Genomic DNA, 19,002 nt, shown 5'->3' on the forward strand with positions numbered 1-19,002 from the left:
CATATTGCCAATATCCGTTGAGGCAAGTATATCGGCGCCTAATTTATCAACGGTCAATTAATGTTTTCATCACGAGATGGGTACGCACGAGGGTCACCCCCGGCAGATGTTCCAGCTCATCGCGGATCGCTTCTAAACGACTCATTCGAGCGACCTGTACATACACCATCAGATCTACTTGGCCACTAATAAAGTGGCACATACGAATCTCTGGGATCTTGGCGACTAACGACTGGTAATCGGTCCAATCGCTGTCATGGCAATACACCTCAAAATACACGCATAACGGTTCACCGTGTTCTGGATCAAGCACTTTCGCATGGTAACCGGCGAGCACACCACGCAGCTCTAATTGCCGAATCCGTTGCTGGGTGGCAGTGCGGGACAAATTAATTGTTCGTGCAATTTCACTAACAGGTAAACGCGCATTGTCAGCAAGCAACGTGACAATATGGTGGTCAAATTTATCCATTTTATAATTTTACTCATACTTTTATCTCCTTGATGGCAATACATTACTCTGCATTCAAGGCGGTGATATTCAAGCCATGCTGTATCAATACAAATAGTCTAACAAAACCGTCAAAATCACTAGTAAAACAGCGAAGTTCACAGCTGCTAATTTTACGCGCTTTCATCTATGATTTAACGCTCGTTTTTCCTATTTATTAATGCTCAGTTAGAGGGTGTCATGAGCCGCCTAAAACCACAACTTAGTTTATCGCAAGGCATCGCCTTATTAGCCACAACAATGCTTGGAACCGGTGTTTTTGTCGTTCCTGTACTTGCCGCACGTCAAACTGGCACAACTTCGTTACTTGCTTGGGGAGCATTGCTGCTGCTAACCCTTCCGATTGCCTTCACCTTCGCTGCGTTAGGGAAAAAAAGTGCTCATGCAGGTGGCATTCCGCATATCGTTGGCCAAGCTTTTGGTAAAGAGTCCGAGAAGTTAACTGCATTTTTGTTCTTTGCTATCTTACCTGTGGGCATGCCTGCTTCGCTAGTCATTGGTAGTGGTTTCATTCAAGCCTTGATCCCTTTGTCTGGACTTGCAAATCTCGCGGTGCAACTAGGGATGCTATTAGGGATGTTGTTACTTGGCATCATCGGCGCGAAAGCGTCAGGGCAAATGCAAACGGTAATCGCATTATTAATTGTGTCCCTGATCGCCTCGCTGTGGTGGGTGATTGCGCCAAATGGGGTTGATTTCAAGATCCCACTAAGCTTAAGCGCACCACATACCTTGCTCAATGCCTTAGGACTGATGTTTTGGTGCATTATCGGCATTGAAGCATTTATCCATATGGGAGAAGAGTTTCGTTCTCCGCAGCGTGATTTTCCACTCGCGTTGATATTAGGAACGTTGTTAACACTGCTGATCTACTGGGCAACCAGCGTACTGGTACTGCACGACTTACCCCATATTGTCAACGCACCCAGCGCGGCTGCGCTACCGATTATGACCGAAATTCATTTAGGATCAAAGGCTGCCATATTAGTGACCGTTTTGGGGTTCTTGGCTTGTTTTGCCAGCACCAATGTTTATCTACAAGGTTATGCGAGGCTGATCTGGAGTTTGGCCGATGAAGGCAAATTACCTCGCAAACTAGCAACATTAAGTGCACGCAGTACCCCTATCTATGCCTTAGTATGCATCACACTGATATCAATGCTAATGTGCTGGGGAATCTGGCTTGCGAATTTGCCGTTAAATCACCTGCTGCTCTATACTAATGGTAATTATATTGTGATCTATCTCTTGGCAATGCTTGCGGCCGTGACATTACTCAAAGGCTATCAGCGAGTGCTGGCAGTTTTAAGTACGGCTATTACGCTGTTGTTTTTCTGGAGTTTAGGCCGGGCAATGTCTTACGTATTTATACTATGCTGCATTTTTATCTGCGCTCGCTTGATATGGCGTGCCTTTGGACATTGGGGAAACTCACGTCGACGCAAAGCCCTTGATGCATCGATACATTAAATCACTGCGGATATATGCCACTATCTAGCACAGTGGCATACTCGTTTCAGGTTCTCCCTTAACTAAATAATAGTTAGGGGTTTCAATGCACGGTCAAACCAATAAAAATGCGCAAAAGCTTGCTCAAAAGCCAATGATGAAAAGTCAGCGTTTAAAGCTGCCCAACAGACGTTTCCGACACTAAGAGGACACATCGGCTTGATGGCTACATATTGAAAATATAATGCCAACGAACTGAAAAAGGCGAGCAGAGCAATGATGACAGAGCCTAAATACGCCCGCTTTTGTCTAAAAATTAACCACGATTTTACTTCAGCGCTGAATACGGTAGCAACTTGGCAAGTCTACTAAATGGATTTTGTACATATTTATTCGAAATTCGAAGCTTACCTTCATTCTCCATACAGATTGACTCGATTTAACGGCAAAAATACAATATAACCACTCTTGAGCATAGATGACATGACATTAGGCGTAAATACTAGGAGTATAGAATACTCGAAACTGTTGCAAGCGATTGTGATCCTATATTGCCTGTCGTAGTAATCACCTCATTGCGACACAATACTGTCGAACACTCGAAAATATAGAATTACGCATTAAACATCATACATGTATTATTTGGCCAAAGGTAAAAAAGGCCATGAAGGCCTTTCATATAAATCACTCTCAAATAGATGTACTGATTAAGGTACGCTCTCTTTAAAAATAATTATTCATGTTCTGCTATAGGTTTGTCGGTAAAGAGAAATTTTTTGAGCTGTTTAGCAAACATCGGATTATTCCGACGTAACCATTCGATCATCATTGCGGCATGCTCGATCTCTTCATCACGGTTATGAGCCATAATGGATTTTAGTTCTGCATTATCACTGGCATCTACCCGCTGAGAATACCAATCAACGGCCTCTAGTTCTTCTTGCAAAGACATTAAACCACGATGTAATTCTATGGTTTGCTGTGAAAGTTTTTCAATGGGTTCGTGTATTGATTCACTAGACATATATTTCCCTCATTATTGTTGAAAATAGTCATCTGAACTAAGATTACTAATAGCATACGCCAATAGTGAGGTGGTGTTCAATAATTTTGAATAATAGTTATATTTATTCAAAGAGAACAACGACTAACAGCAGAGATCCATTTAAAATGAATATTATTATTCATATATTGAAGATATTTAATTTATTAGTTCTGGATTATTCTTCTGACCAGCTTCTATATTTTATCATTTAATACCCATGTAATAAAAGCACTTAAAAAATTCATGAAGATATCATCCAATTAACGCATATTGAGTCCATATTGAATAATATTCTGAGAATAAACAACATTCTGCTTTTCAATATGCCTATAGTAAATAATCAGTCGCAGATAGGTTTATAAGCTATCTCAGCGGGCGATGTTAACCTAATTTAAACGACATCTTGGTTTGTTTGTGTACGAAGCATACTCTATTGGGTCATTTTTATCAGGACCAACTATTTGTTCACATCAAATACAGTGCAGCAAAAACTGCTCGACATTCCTAATTCATCGTTAACTTTTTTTTGCAAAACCCCATACGTTTCTCTTTGAACTTTCAGATGTAGTCACTTAACGACGCATCACTTTTATTAGATTGACTGTCGATAAATCTTAGTTAATTTAATCACTTAGATACTGTATGGTTTCTTAGTGATAGCTAAAAGCTGTGTAGATAAATTAATTAACCTCAGACCTGCATAAGTGCATTTTTTTCAAATCAAGTGATTTTAATGCTCAGTGGTTTAGGTTGAAACAAATAGACAATGAATCGGGTAAGAGCAAAACGGAACCAGAACATGCTACATAAATTTTAGCATTTGAGTCTCACTGACCAACAGAGGGAACACTTTGTGAAGATAGTGGCATACGCACTGAGTGGAATAGGCTTTGAAATCTCGGTAGCCAGATGGGTGAAACGAGAGAACCATCGTCATGACGTCACTCACGAAAAGCCGGAAAGTTTGTTTCTTTGCCCTCCCCTGAAGACATAAGATGCTCTCCCATCCGGGCGGGAAAGCCTGACAAAAGTCGTCGACATCCACGAAAATAACGTCTAATTAATTCATGCCCAAGTCTTTAAGCAGTTGATGGTTCCAGTCAAACGATCCGATCGCAGCTTGGGCATTTCGTTCATGTTCTCAAGCGCAGCGCAGCTTAGATTAATGAGCTTATTATTATACCTATTGTTTTTAATGCGTTGCGACAGTATGGAATAACAGATAATTGAGAATGTAACCTGAAATTTTAATTGAACTTCAATTCGAGATAGGTTGTCGTTGTCTCCCATAAGTTTATAGGCTCAAATGAGCCCCTCTTGTGGCATGCTTGCTGTTTTTTTGATGAGTGATTTAACCCAAGTCCAAGGTCAGTTAGCTTGCCAGCGTTATTCTGTGGTAGCTGACTTAACGTTGAAAGTCGGGTTAAATCGTGATCAGAAAAGGCTCCTTCAATATGTATTATTTTGAGTCAGCCATTAAGCAGCTCTTCCGCCCAGATAGAGTTCGCGCATGCGTGGGTCGTTAAGTAACTCTTTGGCATTACCGCATAAAGCAACTTTTCCCATCGCTAGCACATAGGCTCTGTCTGATATGTGCAGTGCTTCAATGGCATTTTGTTCTACCATCAATATGGTGACCTCTTCCTGTTTTCGGATGTTCAAAATAGCTTCGAAGACATCCGTCAGCATTTTTGGCGATAGCCCTGCCGAAGGTTCGTCGAGAAGTAAGACAGAGGGACGGGCCATTAATGCACGGGTTAGCGCTAGGATTTGACGTTCTCCTCCTGATAGTGAGGATGCACTATTAAGCCATTTTTTACGAAGAATTGGATAGCGCTCACATAGTTCATCAATACGCTGTCGGCAATCTAGTCGAGTGAGAAATTGTCCACCGGCTAGTAGATTTTCTTTGATACTTAACTGTGTGAAGACATTGTCTGTCTGTGGTACAAACCCCAGTCCACAGTCACGAACTTTACGATGAATAGGGATCGTTCCCACTTCATTGTTTTGGATTTCTATTTGCCCACTGTTCGGTGTCAGGTAGCCTGCGATACATTTCAATAAAGTCGATTTTCCACATCCGTTAGGACCGAGTAAGGTGACGATCTCGGCTTTTCTGACATGTAATGAAATCTCTTTTAAGATATCAATTCCCGGCGTATATCCGGCTGTCAATTTGTTCAGCTTAATCATACGGCCTCCTGTAACTTGTGGGTTCCACCACCGAGGTAAGCTTCCAAAACCTGCTCATTATGAGCCAGTTCTTGTGGCGAACAATTTGCAACGATTGTTCCTCGGTTTAAGACGATGCAGCGGTGGCATAATTCTCGGATGAAATGCATATCATGTTCGATGATGATCAGTGATAAGCCATTCTGATTTAGACGGGTCAGGGTTTCGACGATCTCCTGGCGCAGATTAGGATGAACACCTGCCATGGGTTCATCCAGCATCAGAACAGATGGTTTCCCCATTAAAGCACAAGCAATGCCTAACAGCTTTTTCTGACCACCCGAAAGGGCATCTGCTGGAAGATTGCGAACTTTGGTTAATAGTAATTCATCTAGTAACTGGGTTGCTTTTGCTAAATCAGATTGCTCAACTTGTCGGAGTCGTTTAGATGGAAATAGACTTTGGAAAAGACCGTGAGATCGAGTCCCCGCAGCCATAACCACCTCAAGAACAGACATCTTTTTCGGCATGTTAGGTAGCTGAAAGGTTCGGGCAATTCCTGAGTTAATAATCTGGTAAGTCGGAAGCTTATCGATCCGCTGAGTACCGATACTAATCGTCCCATGATCGATGGGTGTAAACCCAGAAATCGTGTTGAGCAAGGTGCTTTTGCCGGAGCCATTCGGGCCGAGTAGCCCGAGGATCTCCCCTTGATCAAGTGAAAAACTGACGTCTTCTAAGACCTGGTTACCGCCAAAAGCCTTAGACAGGTGGTTTACTTGCATTAAAGCGCTCATGGCATTGTCCTTAATCGTTCAGGTATCAGTCCTCCGGCTCTTTTTAACAGACATAACAGTAAAATAAAGCCGATGAGTCCTAATCGTAGTGCTCCGGTGATATCAGAGCTGATGTGGAAAATATCTTTGGCAAACGGAATAAAGTTATAAAGTACCTCGACAACAAAGACCCCAGCTAATACGCCACCGACATTACCGATGCCACCAATCATTAGCATGCCCCAGATCAGAAAAGTCTGAGAAGGGAGCAAATAATCAGGACTAACGTAGTTGGTATAAAAAGCCAACAGAATACCAGCAAATGCACAGATGGCTGCACTTAACATCAGAGTCCGACATTTGAGCCATTGCAGATGATATCCCATACAGGTGGCTAACTGCGGTTGTTCACGCATCAACCGCAGAGCCCGCCCGAAGCGGCTACGGTTGAGTCGAACACATAGAAGTGCCCCAAGAAAGGTTGCAATAAGTACAATTCCCATAAAAATGAGATTGTCGGTTGAGATCGATCCACTACTCCACGGTAGATTGATATTCCCAATGCCTTGAGAGCCACCGGTCAAGTAATCTTCATTAATGACGACAATCCGGATAATCTCTGCGACAGCGAGTGTGGCAATCCCCCAATAATCGGCCGTTAATTGGCGGCCAAGCATTGACATTGCAGCTCCCAGCATCATCGCTAAAATGATCCCGATGGTTGCCGTGACGATAAGAGGCAACCCGAATTGTGAGCCGATGCCGATAGCATAAGCCCCAATTCCAACAAAGGCGATATGTCCGAAATTCAGGAGTCCGGCATAACCGGCCTGGATATTGAGCGCCAGTGCGATCAATGCATAAATTCCAGCAATAGTCAGAACATGAATCAGAAAATCAAACACGATGAACCTCCCGATTGAACAGCCCATAAGGACGCCATAGTAATGCGATAATTAAAACTAAAAATGAAGCTGCATTAATGTAGGTCACCGGAATAAAGGCAAAGTGTTTACCAATTAACCATCCGAAATTCACATTGGTGACAATAGTTTCTGTTGTTGCAATGACTAAGGCTCCGAATACAGCTCCAAACGGATTTCCTAATCCACCTAAAATGGCCGAAGCTAAAACCGGTAGAAGTAGGTTATTTCCCTGATTGATATAAGCACTAGAATTCATCGCCAGCAAAGAGCCACCTAAGGCGGCCATTGCTCCAGAAAGTAGATTGGCAATATGAATCATCTTATCGGCATTAATACCTGATGCGGCAGCCAACTCTTTATTACAGGCCAAAACCCGAATGGAACGTCCTAAAGCAGTTTTAAACAGCAATAAGGCGAAACCGACAAGTAATAAAGCAGTGACGATGAATGTCCATAACTGGTCGGTCGATATGCGTATTCCAGCTATCTCGATAATCGGGCTAATTGGAAGGTTATAAATGATAGGGGATGAACCTGCGATCCCCAAACATAAAGCAATCAACACCATCGATACAGCTAATGAACCGATCATGGCATTAGCTGAACCAACTTTGATAAGTTGTCGAAAGACCACTTGATGTAAAACGATCGTTAGCAGACCACAAGCTAAACAAGCAAGCAAAATAGCGACCCAAAACGGCAGGCCGATATCCAATAGTGCTGCTGTTACAAACGCACCAACCATCGCATACTGCACATAAGCGATATTTGGGAATTTGATCAGCCCATAGACGAGGCTTAATCCCAGTGCAATCAGCGATAGATTAGCCGTTCGAATGAGAGTATCGATCATAAATTGAAGCATAATATGACTCCAGGTAATTCGTTGTCAGAGAATCGCACTTTACCGGGATGTTAGCTCCCCGTTAGTGATTTTGACTTTGCGATAAGGCTGGCTTTGGCGCAGGTGATCAGCATCTAAGTTTAATGGGCCGGTGACACCACTAAAATGAGGGGCAACCTTCAACATAGCTTTTTGTATATCGGCCGGAGCGGTGCTTTTAGCTGTATCAATTGCCTTAGCGGCCAGCATAATACTGTCATAGGCGTAACTGCCATAGGCTGATAGAGGGGCCTGATGATAGCGTTGACGATAGTCGGTGACATAGTGTTTGCCTTGTACTCCCAAACTAGCTACCTCTAACCCCATTTGCCCTTGCGTATAGGTTGCAGGTGACTTAGCGGTACACATTGCCAAATAGATGCCATACCATGGTTTTTTATGGAGTCCTAACTGATAGGCATTGCGGTTTAGTACGATAGCATCCTGACCATAACTGGTGTAAACATAGACATCCGGTTTACTACGGGTTAGCTGTTCTAGTTCGCCGCGATACGAAGCCTGACCGCCCGTATAGAGGACCTGAGAAATCACCGTTCCGCCCAGTTTTTGGAAAAATCGGCTAAATTGACGAGCCATACCCTGACCATAGGCTCCGTTTGGTGCGATGAATGCGACGCGTCGATATCCCTGACCATAGACATCTTTAGCTGCAAATTCTGCAGATAGATCGTCTAATCCGATAACACTGTATGAATAATTGCCGATCCGGCGAATATCAGTACTGGTTCCAGATATATTAATGTGGACTAATTTATGTTTTACAAGATATTGGCCAATAGGAATCGTGACACCAGAAGAGAAGGCTCCGACGACCAGAGGAACATGGTTGATTTGTGTCAGTTTACGAACCGCATCCAAACCGGTGATCGGATTACCGGCTGAGTCTTCGATCATGACTTCTAATTTTTGCCCGTTAACACCGCCCTTAGCATTGATCTGGTGAACGGCTAATTCAATGCCTCGACGTTGATCTTCTCCGATACTCGCGCTTGCCCCTGTAAGTGGCAAAATAGCGCCTAAAGTGACATCGGCTCGAGCTATTTGTGAAATACCTAAAAATGTACTGCAGAGTGTGAGTAAGGCTATAGTGGCCTTACGAGCTGGTGCTTTGAACATCGTGTATCTCCTGATATTGATAAAATGAGTATAAATGTCATTCCCTATCGTTTTTATGGTCGAGTCAGCATATTGCGTGTGTCGTAAAATTGAATTTCTATTGTTCGATTGATTCGTTTTTAATCTCAACAAAGTGGATGACAAAGTGCATACACTTCGTTGAACAATAGATTAAGCAATCCATATGCCATAAAGATAGATTCTTAATAGGAAAGAGTGAATGGTTCGTTCTATTTCATATAGAACCTTGTGAAAAGTGTATGAATAACAAGGTTAAAATGAGTGTGTGATGATTTTTAATAATGATTTAAATGGTTTTATATGTGTATTTATCAGATTTTAAATGATCTCAATATCCTAAATAGTATTGCTTTTATTTGGTGCGATTTATAATCATTATGGTGCATAGAATAATGATAATTCTATTAAAATAAGATGGTTTTTTTATACTATAACTTTCGCATATCTTATGAACCTCAGATCTGCATAGGCGCATTTTTCTCAAGTCGAGTGATTTTAATGCTCGGCAGTTTAGGTTAATTAGTTTCTAATCATGTGGGAATCAAAGAATAATGTGTATGTAGAAGTGTATTCACTTTTTTATTGTATTCTTAATTTAAGCATGCTAATAATAAATTAACCGTTTTTTAATCGTTAAGTGTTTTGCGTTTTATAGCATTCTCAACAAATAGAAAGTTATGCGTTGTTTGATTGATTTTATATGAAAAGGGGCATATTAGTGGCCATTTTGAAAAATACACGCAGTGCGGATAGCGTTGAAAAAGTTTATGAAGCATTAAAGCTACTCGCGGTCGATTACCATTTTAAACCGGGTAAACGAATCAATGAAGTGGAACTTGCAAGCCACTTTGGCGTATCGCGAACGCCTATTCGTGAAGCGCTTAATCGTCTGGCTCAAGATGGATTTATGTATTTTGTGCCCAATCGGGGATTTTACTCACGCGATATTACTCCAAAGGGCGTTCATGAGCTTTATGAGTTGCGAGCTATTATTGAACAAGCAGCATTTCGCCTAGCTTGTGTTCGCGCCAGTGATCAGGCGATCGAAGATGCTATTGCTATTTGGGAGAATTGCTGTCAGCAAATGCCAGATCCAGAGTCGATCCAAGATTGGTCAAAAATAGCCCAATCTGATGAAGAATTCCATATGGCAATTGCTAAAATATCCAATAATTCAAGGCTATACGAAACACTGGATAGTTTAAATGCGCTTAGCCGATTTTTCAGACGAATCGATTTGCAAACCCCCAGCCGCCGATGTAATGCCTATCATGAGCATGAACTGATTATCGATGCATTACGCCGGCGTGATACGAAAACACTCTCGGAGCTTGTTGAGAGCCATGTGTCGTTAAGTGCTGAGAACGCCGTAAGTGTTACGAAAGAGGGGTTGGCTCATATCTTTTTTGGCGAAATCGATTTAGCTCATATTGAAAATTAACCAAGTTAAATAGAGCATATCATCAGTTTTTTTATTGATGAAAACTCTTAGACTTGATCCGCAGATTGATACAGCTATTGATTGAAGATCAATCTTTTCCTTGTTTACCCAATGGGTTATCTCAATCATATTTAATAGGCGGTCAACCGAATTCAAGGAATTAAAAATGAATATTAGTCAGAAAAAACCATTAAGTCTCGATCATGTACTGATGACAGTACATGATTATGAAGTATCGTTTCAGAATTATAAAAAGTTGGGTTTCGCTCCTTCACCCGTGAGTTATCATCCATGGGGAACAGCCACCTCATTTATGATGTTTGAAGATAACTTCATCGAGTTAATCGGGGTTAAGGATGCTTCAAAATTTGGGACTAATGCTGTTAACGGGTTTTGTTTTGGCCGACAGATGGGTAAGTTCTTAGAACAACCGGAAGATGGTATTTCTCTTATTGCTTTACATAGCAAAGATACCCGCGGTGATTATCCCAAGTTAATTCAAAAGCACCCGTATAATCAGGGCATTGTTGATTTTCGCCGAGAAATTATATTGGATGACGGAACGCCCGATGAGGTCGTAGTCACTATTGGTTTATTGATTGATGATGACTATCCACAGTCATCTGGATTCATTTGCCAGCAACATCGCCCCGATCTGATTTGGGTCGATGAGTGGCGAGCACATCCGAATGGCGCTACTCGAATTGCAGCCGTGACTTACGGAGCTGATGATCTATCGATTCTGAAATCTCGTTGGGATTTAGACTATGGTGAAAAAGTGGTTTCAACAAAGAGCGAGGTAAGCGTTCAGACAGGCTCTGGTGAGCTAAGAGCGATGACGTTTCCACAAGTCGCCAAACGGTATGAGCAGATTGATCAGCCTATTTCTCATGATCGCAAACCACATCCGGTTGCATTGACCATTGCAACCAAGAACTTACAGGCATTGGCTGCTATTTTAGAGACCAATCAGCTTCCGCATCAGGTATGTGTGGATCGCATTCTCGTTTCACCGACCGTGACCGGGAATATCATTATGGAATTTATCCAAGAACGATAATATCGGAGAGTACATGAGAACGATTCCGAACTCATTGATTGATCAAGCAGTTGCATGGCGTCATTGCTTTCATGAGATACCTGAAATTGGTTTGCAAGAATATAAGACGTCTGACCGGTTGGTTCAGTTATTGACCGAGTGGGGGCTTGATGTTGAAAGCGGCATTGCCAAGACCGGAATTGTCGCTACCTTGAAAAATGGTGAAGGGCCAAGCATCGGATTAAGAGCCGATATGGATGCATTACCGATCAATGAGCAGAACGAGTTTGCTCATTGTTCTGTTCATCCTGGCTGTATGCATGCCTGTGGTCACGATGGTCATATGGCGATTATGTTAGGGGCTGCGTATCACCTGAGTCGGACCCGACAGTTTCATGGAACAGTTTATTTTATTTTTCAGCCCGCCGAAGAAAATGCTGGAGGTGGTCGGCTCATGGTTGAAGAGGGTTTGTTTGATCGATTCCCGATGGATGCTATCTATGCGTTGCATAACTGGCCGGGGCTTAAAGCCGGGGAAGTGATGGTTAATCCTGGCGTGATGATGGCCTCTCACGATAGCTTTCGTATTACCATTAAAGGGAAAGGATGCCATGCTGCGATGCCTGAATTGGGGCATGATCCCATTATTGCGGCGAGCGAACTTATCGGAGCTTTGCAGACGATCCTTTCACGGCGAGTTGCATCACAGAATAATGCCGTACTCAGTGTGACCCAAATTCATGCTGGGGATGCAATGAACGTGATCCCCGAACAGGCGGAGATTGCAGGGACACTTCGATGCCTGCAACCAGCGGTTCGGAATCAGATTATTACAATAATGGAATCATTTATAAGTCACTTTTTGAAGCCATTTGGAGTTGAAGGTGAATTGAGTTGGATCTATGGCTATCCGGCGACTGAAAACGATCCTGATAAAGCCGAATTACTCAAACAAGCCGCTATTGCTGCTTTAGGTGACTCATCAGTACATTGGGATCAACCTGCATCGATGGCTGCAGAGGATTTTTCATTTATGTTGCAGGTTTGCCCTGGCGCTTATTGTTGGCTGGGTGCTCAAAGGGGAGATGAACCCTCTATTTCTTTACATCATCCCGGGTATGACTTTAACGATGACATTATTGCCAACGGTATTCAGATCTGGGTGTCTTTGGTTGAACAATCATTAGTAATGAGCGGACAGGAGAATTCATGAGTCAAATTCATTTTATCGGGGCCGGACAGATGGCTGAAGCGATGCTGAGAGCGGCTATCTCACGCGGGCAAATGGCTCCCGCCTGTTTTACGCTAAGTGATATCAACGCACAGCGTGTGACAGAGCTACAGGCTCAATATCAGCTACCCTCTCCAATGAGTGACGAACAAGCCATTGTCGATGCTGATTATATCGTGATCGGTGTCCGTCCTCAGGATGATATCGCATCCGTTGTCGCTAAAATCAGCCAACTAAATCAAAGTGCAACGGTGGTGTCGATTATTGCTGGGGTCACGCTGGCAACATTAAGTCAGTTATTCGGTGGTAACCGTCCCATCGCACGGATTATTCCAAATACACTGACAGATACTGGCTATGGATATAGTGGTGCCGTTTTAAATGAACTTGTACAAAAAGAACCCTTACAGCCTTTTTTAGAAAGTTTTGGTAAGGTGATGTACATCGATGAGCGCATGCTGGATATTTTTACCGGATTCGGCGTTGCCGGGGTGAACTATGTCTACTATTTCATTGAGTCACTTGTTGATGCCGGTGTGCTAGCTGGATTACCGAGGCCTCAGGCAAAAGACACCGTTTATGAAAATCTGGTCGGCGCTGTTGAAATGCTAAAAATCAGTGGTAAGCATCCACGCCAGTTATTGGATATCAATAATTCTCCGGCAGGCGTGGGTATGCATGGGCTTTTTGAACTGAATAACAGTGATTTTGCAGCTAGTTTGCAGCGTAGTGTTCTGGCAGCAGTGAGACGCACGACCGAACTTGCCAACGAATAAATAATATGCAGCTTGCATATGATCAATCAGTCACTTCGGTGGCTGATTTTTATATTTATTTATTAAATATTGGGGTTAACTAAATGTCTATCTGAAAGTGGCGAGATGGCTATTTTGTGCGATAGCGGATCGACAGAAAACGTCCCACGATGTCCTGCATTCATTGAATAATTGCTGATTTCTACCCTCGTGACAACCCGTTGAAAGCTAATCAAAAATGCCTAGATAATAGTGGAATGTTTTACATTTATTTAACTTCACACCGCTACATTACTTCTTTTACACCGCTACGAATCAGTGCGTAATTGACAGGAAATGCCGTCACAAAACCACAGTACATAGCCAGTTGAATCATCAACCAAAAACTCGCAGAGTCAACCACTAAAGGCGTTTTAAGCACATGGGCAAACCAATAAAAATGAGCGAAAGCCATAAACCCATACATGCCAACTTGCCAAGAAGCTAATGATAAAAAATCAGCTTTTAAAGCCGCCCAAAAGGCTTCCCTCACGCCAATCTGTCGCATTGGTTTGATGGATAAATATTGAAAAATAATACCGATGATAAACGCTAGAATAAAATCGACGATCCAAATAGCAAAAATTTTATCCGCAAAGACGGTTTGCCAACCAAACCAGACGGCAATTGTCGGAACAAAAAAAACCAAACTTTCAGCGATGATGTCCCCTAAAGTACAGCCACTGCCACAGTGCAGCACGCCTTTACTCACTTGAATCACCGTTGGCTTAGATACTGTATGCTCTGTTTTATGATGCATATGATGATGTGAATGATCGCTCGCTCGGCCATGCTGAAGATAAAACCAGATGATTAAAAGATGACCAAATAAAGCACATAACGGCCACACCCAGTTCATCACAGCCATATGTTGTGGATGACGATAAGTATCCCAACGCAAATAAATAGCGGTTATTCCCCCTAACCCAATAGAGATCCAAGCTAATGTAGATAACCAAATCGGTATCATCGATGCACTCCTTAGACAGACGGCTAAACTTGTATATCGAACTATAATTGCAACAAGTTAAGCAGAAAAATGCAAATTTAGCCGGTGAGATGACCCATCGCATCGTGATTTGTATTCATTTTATTTTTCTGATCAATAGATAAACCCTAAAGATTATCAATTCATCATACTCGTTCACTTCATGAGGGCAACACGGCTTTACACACAAAAACGGCTAACATGAGACAGGAAAATGCGCGTTAAGTTACTGGCACAAGCTCAAGTGAATAACTAGAAATATCCGCAATATTGTCCAATCTTTTTTACTGGGAATTCGCTAGTCTGTCCTTATCGTTTTAAGCAATTCGCGGGAGGTTGTGATGTCGACAGAAAATCGGTTTCAGTTTGTTAAAAGCGCCGATCTTGATGAAATGATATTGCTTGAGGCATCTATGAGCGACTTTTCATACGGGATTCACGCCCATGAAGAGTTTTCTTTTGGCGTGACGTTATCGGGCCGACAGGACTTTTTTGCGCTCGGAGAACATCACAAAAGCTACTCTGGCAATGTAATTATATTTAATCCAGAGGATGCTCACGATGGTCATTCCGGTGGTGACGCGACGCTTCACTATAAAATGTTGTATATTCATCCTGATCAACTATTACCTCTGTTGCAAAGTACCGGCATTCACCGAACACAAAACTTTCGAATAAAGCACACCGTACAAGACAATATTGTGTTAAAAACGCATATTTTACGTTTAGCGGCTTTAGTTGAAAGTCACACATCTTCGGCACTGGAATACACTTCGGCTTTGTTTGAATTTGCCGAATACTTGGCACACCAAAAAGGTGTTCAGCTTGAATCTAAACGTCACTCTAAAGATCCTGTGTTTGAACGTGTACGCGAATATCTGCATACCCATGTAGGAGACGATGTGTCGCTTGATCAATTGAGCCAAGTAGCACATCTGTCAAAATATCATTTGCTGCGCTGTTTTAGAGCTTATTTTGGCATGACACCCCATCAATATTGGCAGAATTACCGTGTTAATCGCGCCAAAGAGGCTCTAAAACAGGGAATGCCATTAGCCGATGTGGCTTTTACTTTTGGCTTTACCGATTTAAGTTATTTTAATCGTCGCTTTAAGCCGATGTTTGGTCTCACACCTTATCAATTTAGACGAACGTTACTGCACACTTAACCGTATACCAAGACTTAACCTATCTACTGACATCTAATTTTATCAAAATATCTTTGAGGGATCGCTATGCTTGCAATACTCATCTATGCCTTGGGTGTGATGTACAGCCCAGGTCCTGCGAACATGCTTGCACTTTTTGCTGGCGTAAACGGACAAGGTTGGCGCGCCTTTACCTATTGTGTTGGCGTAGGGCTTGCTATGCTGATTTCATTTCTGCTGATTGGCTATCTTGGCAGTGAGCTTATTCCGATTAAATATCAATCGGTTATTGCCATTATTGGAGGGTGCTATATCGCCTATCTTGGTGTAAAAATTCTCAAAGCAAGTTTTCAACAAAAAGCTCCTCGGCTAAAAGCCACGACGGTGAGCTTTAGGACCGGCCTTATTTTGCAACTTTGTAACCCTAAAGCATTCGTCGTAATTATACCTATTGTGAGCGTGCAATTTCCACGAATGCACATCGAAGGAGGGCTGATAGCTATTTGGTCATTTGCACTTTCCATCATGGCATGTGGCGCACCATGCCTATATTTATTGGCAGGGGCTCGCCTTAAAAAAGCGGCGATGAATCCTCATATAATGGCATGGGTAAATCGCATTATGGCATTGTTGTTATTCTATGTTGCTTATCGATTTATTTTCAGTGATTGACTAGCCAATCTTCCGCTGCATGATATATTGAGGGCCCACTGGGCCGCCTAAATACAATTTGCCAGACGCTTCAAAACCACATTTACGATAGCATTCATACGCAGCCTTATTTCGACAATTAACGGTCAATTGAAGCTGCTCAAATCCCGGATAATTAGATTTTACGTAGCAAGGTAAAAGGTTAATCGCTTGACTCGCAAAACCTTGACCCTGAAAACGTTGATCAACCAGTAATGCCCTAACACCCATCGCCTTACTGGTACTAAAATTATAGGTTTCTGAGTAGGACAAATCTAATAGAAAAAAACCCACTACGTTGCCATGAGCAACGATTAAGTGGGGATGTTCATGTTGCTCTAATGTTGATACGACTGTCGCAATGTTTCCTACCGTAAATTCCGCCTGTTCGGGTTTGACACATAATAGATTTGTTTCATGTTCTCTTTGAGTGCTGTATTTTTCTATTGATACCATGTGTATCCTCCAGACAAGATTAACGCTTAACACGTGTTCACACTGATCGCTACAATGGCAAACCCAAGTACTATCCACTCGCAGATTCGCCAGAACGAAGCTATTTTGCTGACGGCGAAACGCCTATGGTGTATGCACTAATTAGCCATTGTCTTTGTTAGTACTTCCTTGCTGTGGCATACCCTGTACTATTGGCACGAATCGGGTCGACTCAAAAAAATTGAGTAACCGGTGCATCAAATAACAACACATCAGCCCGAAAATAGCCGCCACCGCAACGCTACTAAAACGGTATAACGCACTAAAAATCATCCCCCCATTGGGGGTTAAATATTGACCGAATAAGATCCCAGTGGTCGTCATCGCCGAAAATCCAATTCCTGAAGCGCGCCCCTCTTTGAGATGAGCATGACAAAACCAAAATATTCCTAGCCACAACAAAGGGGTATATAGCAACAGCGAGTTATTATGATCATACAATAACAGCTGTACCGCGATCCCAAACCCCACACCAATCAAGACTCCCGTCGTACGATAGCGTGCATAGGCCAACGAGCCATTCCAATGCATGGGAAATAACAATAAAATTGTCGTCACCTGCGCTGATAATGAGTCTTTAAGATCCAATACTTGAAAAGCTAAAAAAGATACGGTCGCAATCACCGAACCCATCAATACTTCATGGCGTACTCGCTGTTTATTTTTATCGCTCGCAGGCGGCGCTCCAGGAGGCTTTGATGGGGGCAGCAACCACATCATCAACGCGGCAATAGCGCTGGTGATAATGCTTGCCCAAATATTATTGGCGATCATATCATTCACATCAACGCTCTGATAACTAGCAAAATGCAGCATCACACTAGCATATAGCGCACCGTTACCGCCAAAGGTCATCCATCCTTTTGCCATCATTAAAAACCAAAACACAAACATCGCAAAAGTTAATAGCGTCATGATGATAGGACGCGACCCAAATATACCGCTAATAAGGCCAACTTGCAGTGCACCGACCAGTGATGAGCCAATATTCTGCACGGCCGATTTCCAATTAAAAACTGGAATAATGCCTAACAATAACACTGGGGTCACCGTGTAGAAAACACCGAAGTTCCAATCCATCGTTTTACAAGCAATAAATCCTAACACACAACCAAATGCGACCCGCAGCATGCGCCGCAATTCATCATCATTAAGTGAACGTTGCCATAACTGCATCATTTACTCCTAATAAACGTAATGGAGTAAACTAATTGCATGGATCTGCATTGAGGCAATCCAGCGCATCCATGTTGATTCAGGGAGCAATTGCACCGTCGCTCGCCCGCCTGATGCTAATCGGGGCATGCCAACAACCTTTAGATGAACCCGCAGGCGCTGCGCGTCACGCACCCACCTTGTCGAGTTGGTAGGCGTTGCCAACAATCCATTCGCTTGAAATTGACCACTGCTTACGCCTGCATCAATCCCAGTGACTTGGGCGTCGTAAATCATGCCTGGTTGCCCATCAAATGCTACCAATGCTTCAGATCCGGCGTGGATATGCCGTAAATTTTTCTCTCGAAAATCTGCGATCACATCCGTTTTATCCGCCACAATAGCTAACAAAGGCTGACCGACTTTAGCGGTTGCCCCAGGTTGTAGTTGCAAATTAGTGACCACACCATTTTGTTTAGCAACGACGCTCGTATAGGATAAATTCAACTGGGCAATATCTTGTTGATTATCAGCTTGCTCAAGTAGCAAGTTGTCCTCACCTAACTGACCACGCTGCGTTTGTAACTCTAACAATTTCGCTGCTGCAACATGAACCGCCGCTTTAGCTGTTTGTAAATCACTCTCCGATTGATCGGCTTTGGATGAAGAGACGACATGTTGGCGATAGAGCTTTTTAATTCGCGCCTCTTCTCGCTGGTTTTGTGTTAACACCGCTTGGGCCGACTCAATATCGGCTTTAGCTGCAACGATTGAAGCATCTAGTTGTTGATTGGTTAAAACGGCTTGACGGCGCGCTAACTGCGCTTTTTTAAGCGCTAACTGATAGGATCGAGGGTCAATCATAAACAGAAGCTGCCCAGCATGAACCACTTGGTTATTATGCACCATCACATGCGTCACGGTTCCGCTCACTTCGGCGCTAATCTGAGTCACAGGGCGCTCCACCATAGCCTGCGGCGTCACTGGCATTTTGATGTCAGAAATCAAATAATAGACAAAGAAAATAGTAAATAATATGCTAACTCGTCTGACCCAACGGCTAAATTGCTGGTCAGCGGTTAATGTTTTTTTTCTCAT

18 protein-coding genes are annotated in these 19,002 nt (G+C 42.8%); 7 read left to right on the plus strand and 11 right to left on the minus strand.

All coding sequences use genetic code 11. The features are described 5' to 3' along the window. Positions 1-46: 46 nt before the first annotated feature. Positions 47-472 carry an Lrp/AsnC family transcriptional regulator gene (locus ABUE30_RS13885; protein ID WP_408624422.1) on the minus strand — a complete coding sequence of 142 codons (426 nt, stop codon included), beginning with the start codon at positions 470-472 and terminating at the stop codon, positions 47-49. Positions 473-691: 219 nt separating this feature from the next. Between ABUE30_RS13885 and yjeH the strand changes: the two genes are divergently transcribed. Then, a complete protein-coding gene (gene yjeH / locus ABUE30_RS13890) occupies positions 692-1,981 on the plus strand; it encodes an L-methionine/branched-chain amino acid transporter (RefSeq protein ID WP_408624423.1) in 1,290 nt (429 codons plus the stop codon). A gap of 712 nt (positions 1,982-2,693) precedes the next feature. On the opposite strand, the gene ABUE30_RS13895 is transcribed toward yjeH, so the two are convergent. The 6 genes from ABUE30_RS13895 to ABUE30_RS13920 all read right to left on the minus strand — a co-directional run bounded on the left by ABUE30_RS13895 (position 2,694) and on the right by ABUE30_RS13920 (position 8,902). After that, positions 2,694-2,984 (minus strand): encapsulin-associated ferritin-like protein, encoded by a 291-nt coding sequence (locus ABUE30_RS13895; protein ID WP_408624424.1) that lies wholly within the window; start codon positions 2,982-2,984, stop codon positions 2,694-2,696. Positions 2,985-4,481: 1,497 nt separating this feature from the next. Beyond that, positions 4,482-5,201 (minus strand): ABC transporter ATP-binding protein, encoded by a 720-nt coding sequence (locus ABUE30_RS13900; protein ID WP_408624425.1) that lies wholly within the window; start codon positions 5,199-5,201, stop codon positions 4,482-4,484. Then, positions 5,198-5,977: an ABC transporter ATP-binding protein gene (locus ABUE30_RS13905; protein WP_408624426.1), complete on the minus strand. Its 780-nt coding sequence runs from the start codon at positions 5,975-5,977 to the stop codon at positions 5,198-5,200. Before ABUE30_RS13905 ends, ABUE30_RS13900 begins: the two co-directional genes overlap by 4 nt. Further along, on the minus strand, positions 5,974-6,861 hold the full coding sequence (locus ABUE30_RS13910; RefSeq protein WP_408624427.1) for a branched-chain amino acid ABC transporter permease: 888 nt from the start codon (positions 6,859-6,861) through the stop codon (positions 5,974-5,976). Before ABUE30_RS13910 ends, ABUE30_RS13905 begins: the two co-directional genes overlap by 4 nt. Then, a complete protein-coding gene (locus ABUE30_RS13915; protein WP_408624428.1) occupies positions 6,854-7,747 on the minus strand; it encodes a branched-chain amino acid ABC transporter permease in 894 nt (297 codons plus the stop codon). Before ABUE30_RS13915 ends, ABUE30_RS13910 begins: the two co-directional genes overlap by 8 nt. Before the next feature lie 39 nt (positions 7,748-7,786). Next, positions 7,787-8,902 carry an ABC transporter substrate-binding protein gene (locus ABUE30_RS13920; protein ID WP_408624429.1) on the minus strand — a complete coding sequence of 372 codons (1,116 nt, stop codon included), beginning with the start codon at positions 8,900-8,902 and terminating at the stop codon, positions 7,787-7,789. Between the two features lie 721 nt (positions 8,903-9,623). On the opposite strand from ABUE30_RS13920, the gene ABUE30_RS13925 reads away from it, so the two are divergent. The 4 genes from ABUE30_RS13925 to ABUE30_RS13940 all read left to right on the plus strand — a co-directional run bounded on the left by ABUE30_RS13925 (position 9,624) and on the right by ABUE30_RS13940 (position 13,410). Then, entirely contained in the window at positions 9,624-10,364 is a 741-nt protein-coding gene (locus ABUE30_RS13925) for a GntR family transcriptional regulator (RefSeq protein ID WP_408624430.1), read from the plus strand. Between the two features lie 166 nt (positions 10,365-10,530). After that, a complete protein-coding gene (locus ABUE30_RS13930) occupies positions 10,531-11,424 on the plus strand; it encodes a VOC family protein (protein WP_408624431.1) in 894 nt (297 codons plus the stop codon). A gap of 13 nt (positions 11,425-11,437) precedes the next feature. Further along, on the plus strand, positions 11,438-12,616 hold the full coding sequence (locus ABUE30_RS13935) for a M20 aminoacylase family protein (RefSeq protein ID WP_408624432.1): 1,179 nt from the start codon (positions 11,438-11,440) through the stop codon (positions 12,614-12,616). Beyond that, a complete protein-coding gene (locus ABUE30_RS13940) occupies positions 12,613-13,410 on the plus strand; it encodes a pyrroline-5-carboxylate reductase family protein (RefSeq protein ID WP_408624433.1) in 798 nt (265 codons plus the stop codon). Before ABUE30_RS13935 ends, ABUE30_RS13940 begins: the two co-directional genes overlap by 4 nt. 265 nt (positions 13,411-13,675) lie before the next feature. Here ABUE30_RS13940 and ABUE30_RS13945 read toward each other — a convergent pair whose 3' ends face one another. After that, on the minus strand, positions 13,676-14,398 hold the full coding sequence (locus ABUE30_RS13945) for a DUF4396 domain-containing protein (protein WP_408624434.1): 723 nt from the start codon (positions 14,396-14,398) through the stop codon (positions 13,676-13,678). A 359-nt stretch (positions 14,399-14,757) separates the two neighbouring features. On the opposite strand from ABUE30_RS13945, the gene ABUE30_RS13950 reads away from it, so the two are divergent. Both ABUE30_RS13950 and ABUE30_RS13955 read left to right on the plus strand, forming a co-directional pair. Then, complete coding sequence (locus ABUE30_RS13950) at positions 14,758-15,585, plus strand: helix-turn-helix domain-containing protein (protein ID WP_408624435.1); 828 nt, start codon at positions 14,758-14,760, stop codon at positions 15,583-15,585. A 66-nt stretch (positions 15,586-15,651) separates the two neighbouring features. Beyond that, positions 15,652-16,236 carry a LysE family translocator gene (locus ABUE30_RS13955; RefSeq protein WP_408624436.1) on the plus strand — a complete coding sequence of 195 codons (585 nt, stop codon included), beginning with the start codon at positions 15,652-15,654 and terminating at the stop codon, positions 16,234-16,236. Here the strand turns inward: ABUE30_RS13955 and ABUE30_RS13960 are convergent, their stop codons facing one another. The 3 genes from ABUE30_RS13960 to ABUE30_RS13970 form a co-directional block, all read right to left on the minus strand. After that, positions 16,237-16,710, minus strand: a complete 474-nt coding sequence (locus ABUE30_RS13960; protein WP_408624437.1) for a GNAT family N-acetyltransferase — start codon at positions 16,708-16,710, stop codon at positions 16,237-16,239. Positions 16,711-16,851: 141 nt separating this feature from the next. Continuing rightward, the gene (locus tag ABUE30_RS13965) at positions 16,852-17,925 is read right to left on the minus strand and encodes a DUF2955 domain-containing protein (RefSeq protein WP_408624438.1); all 1,074 of its coding nucleotides are present in this window, start codon (positions 17,923-17,925) and stop codon (positions 16,852-16,854) included. Between the two features lie 9 nt (positions 17,926-17,934). Further along, positions 17,935-19,002, minus strand: coding sequence for an HlyD family secretion protein (locus tag ABUE30_RS13970; RefSeq protein ID WP_408624440.1), 1,068 nt, complete (start codon positions 19,000-19,002; stop codon positions 17,935-17,937).

Source organism: Celerinatantimonas yamalensis, assembly GCF_046054155.1.
Taxonomy (GTDB): Bacteria; Pseudomonadota; Gammaproteobacteria; order Enterobacterales; family Celerinatantimonadaceae; genus Celerinatantimonas; species Celerinatantimonas yamalensis.

Bases quoted from the DNA above. Each gene is read 5' to 3' on its own strand.
- ABUE30_RS13885 (WP_408624422.1), bottom strand. From the start codon at position 472: ATGGATAAATTTGACCACCATATTGTCACGTTGCTTGCTGACAATGCG.
- yjeH (WP_408624423.1), top strand. From the start codon at position 692: ATGAGCCGCCTAAAACCACAACTTAGTTTATCGCAAGGCATCGCCTTA.
- ABUE30_RS13895 (WP_408624424.1), bottom strand. From the start codon at position 2,984: ATGTCTAGTGAATCAATACACGAACCCATTGAAAAACTTTCACAGCAA.
- ABUE30_RS13900 (WP_408624425.1), bottom strand. From the start codon at position 5,201: ATGATTAAGCTGAACAAATTGACAGCCGGATATACGCCGGGAATTGAT.
- ABUE30_RS13905 (WP_408624426.1), bottom strand. From the start codon at position 5,977: ATGAGCGCTTTAATGCAAGTAAACCACCTGTCTAAGGCTTTTGGCGGT.
- ABUE30_RS13915 (WP_408624428.1), bottom strand. From the start codon at position 7,747: ATGCTTCAATTTATGATCGATACTCTCATTCGAACGGCTAATCTATCG.
- ABUE30_RS13920 (WP_408624429.1), bottom strand. From the start codon at position 8,902: ATGTTCAAAGCACCAGCTCGTAAGGCCACTATAGCCTTACTCACACTC.
- ABUE30_RS13925 (WP_408624430.1), top strand. From the start codon at position 9,624: ATGAAAAGGGGCATATTAGTGGCCATTTTGAAAAATACACGCAGTGCG.
- ABUE30_RS13930 (WP_408624431.1), top strand. From the start codon at position 10,531: ATGAATATTAGTCAGAAAAAACCATTAAGTCTCGATCATGTACTGATG.
- ABUE30_RS13935 (WP_408624432.1), top strand. From the start codon at position 11,438: ATGAGAACGATTCCGAACTCATTGATTGATCAAGCAGTTGCATGGCGT.
- ABUE30_RS13940 (WP_408624433.1), top strand. From the start codon at position 12,613: ATGAGTCAAATTCATTTTATCGGGGCCGGACAGATGGCTGAAGCGATG.
- ABUE30_RS13945 (WP_408624434.1), bottom strand. From the start codon at position 14,398: ATGATACCGATTTGGTTATCTACATTAGCTTGGATCTCTATTGGGTTA.
- ABUE30_RS13950 (WP_408624435.1), top strand. From the start codon at position 14,758: ATGTCGACAGAAAATCGGTTTCAGTTTGTTAAAAGCGCCGATCTTGAT.
- ABUE30_RS13955 (WP_408624436.1), top strand. From the start codon at position 15,652: ATGCTTGCAATACTCATCTATGCCTTGGGTGTGATGTACAGCCCAGGT.
- ABUE30_RS13960 (WP_408624437.1), bottom strand. From the start codon at position 16,710: ATGGTATCAATAGAAAAATACAGCACTCAAAGAGAACATGAAACAAAT.
- ABUE30_RS13965 (WP_408624438.1), bottom strand. From the start codon at position 17,925: ATGCAGTTATGGCAACGTTCACTTAATGATGATGAATTGCGGCGCATG.
- ABUE30_RS13970 (WP_408624440.1), bottom strand. From the start codon at position 19,002: ATGAGAAAAAAAACATTAACCGCTGACCAGCAATTTAGCCGTTGGGTC.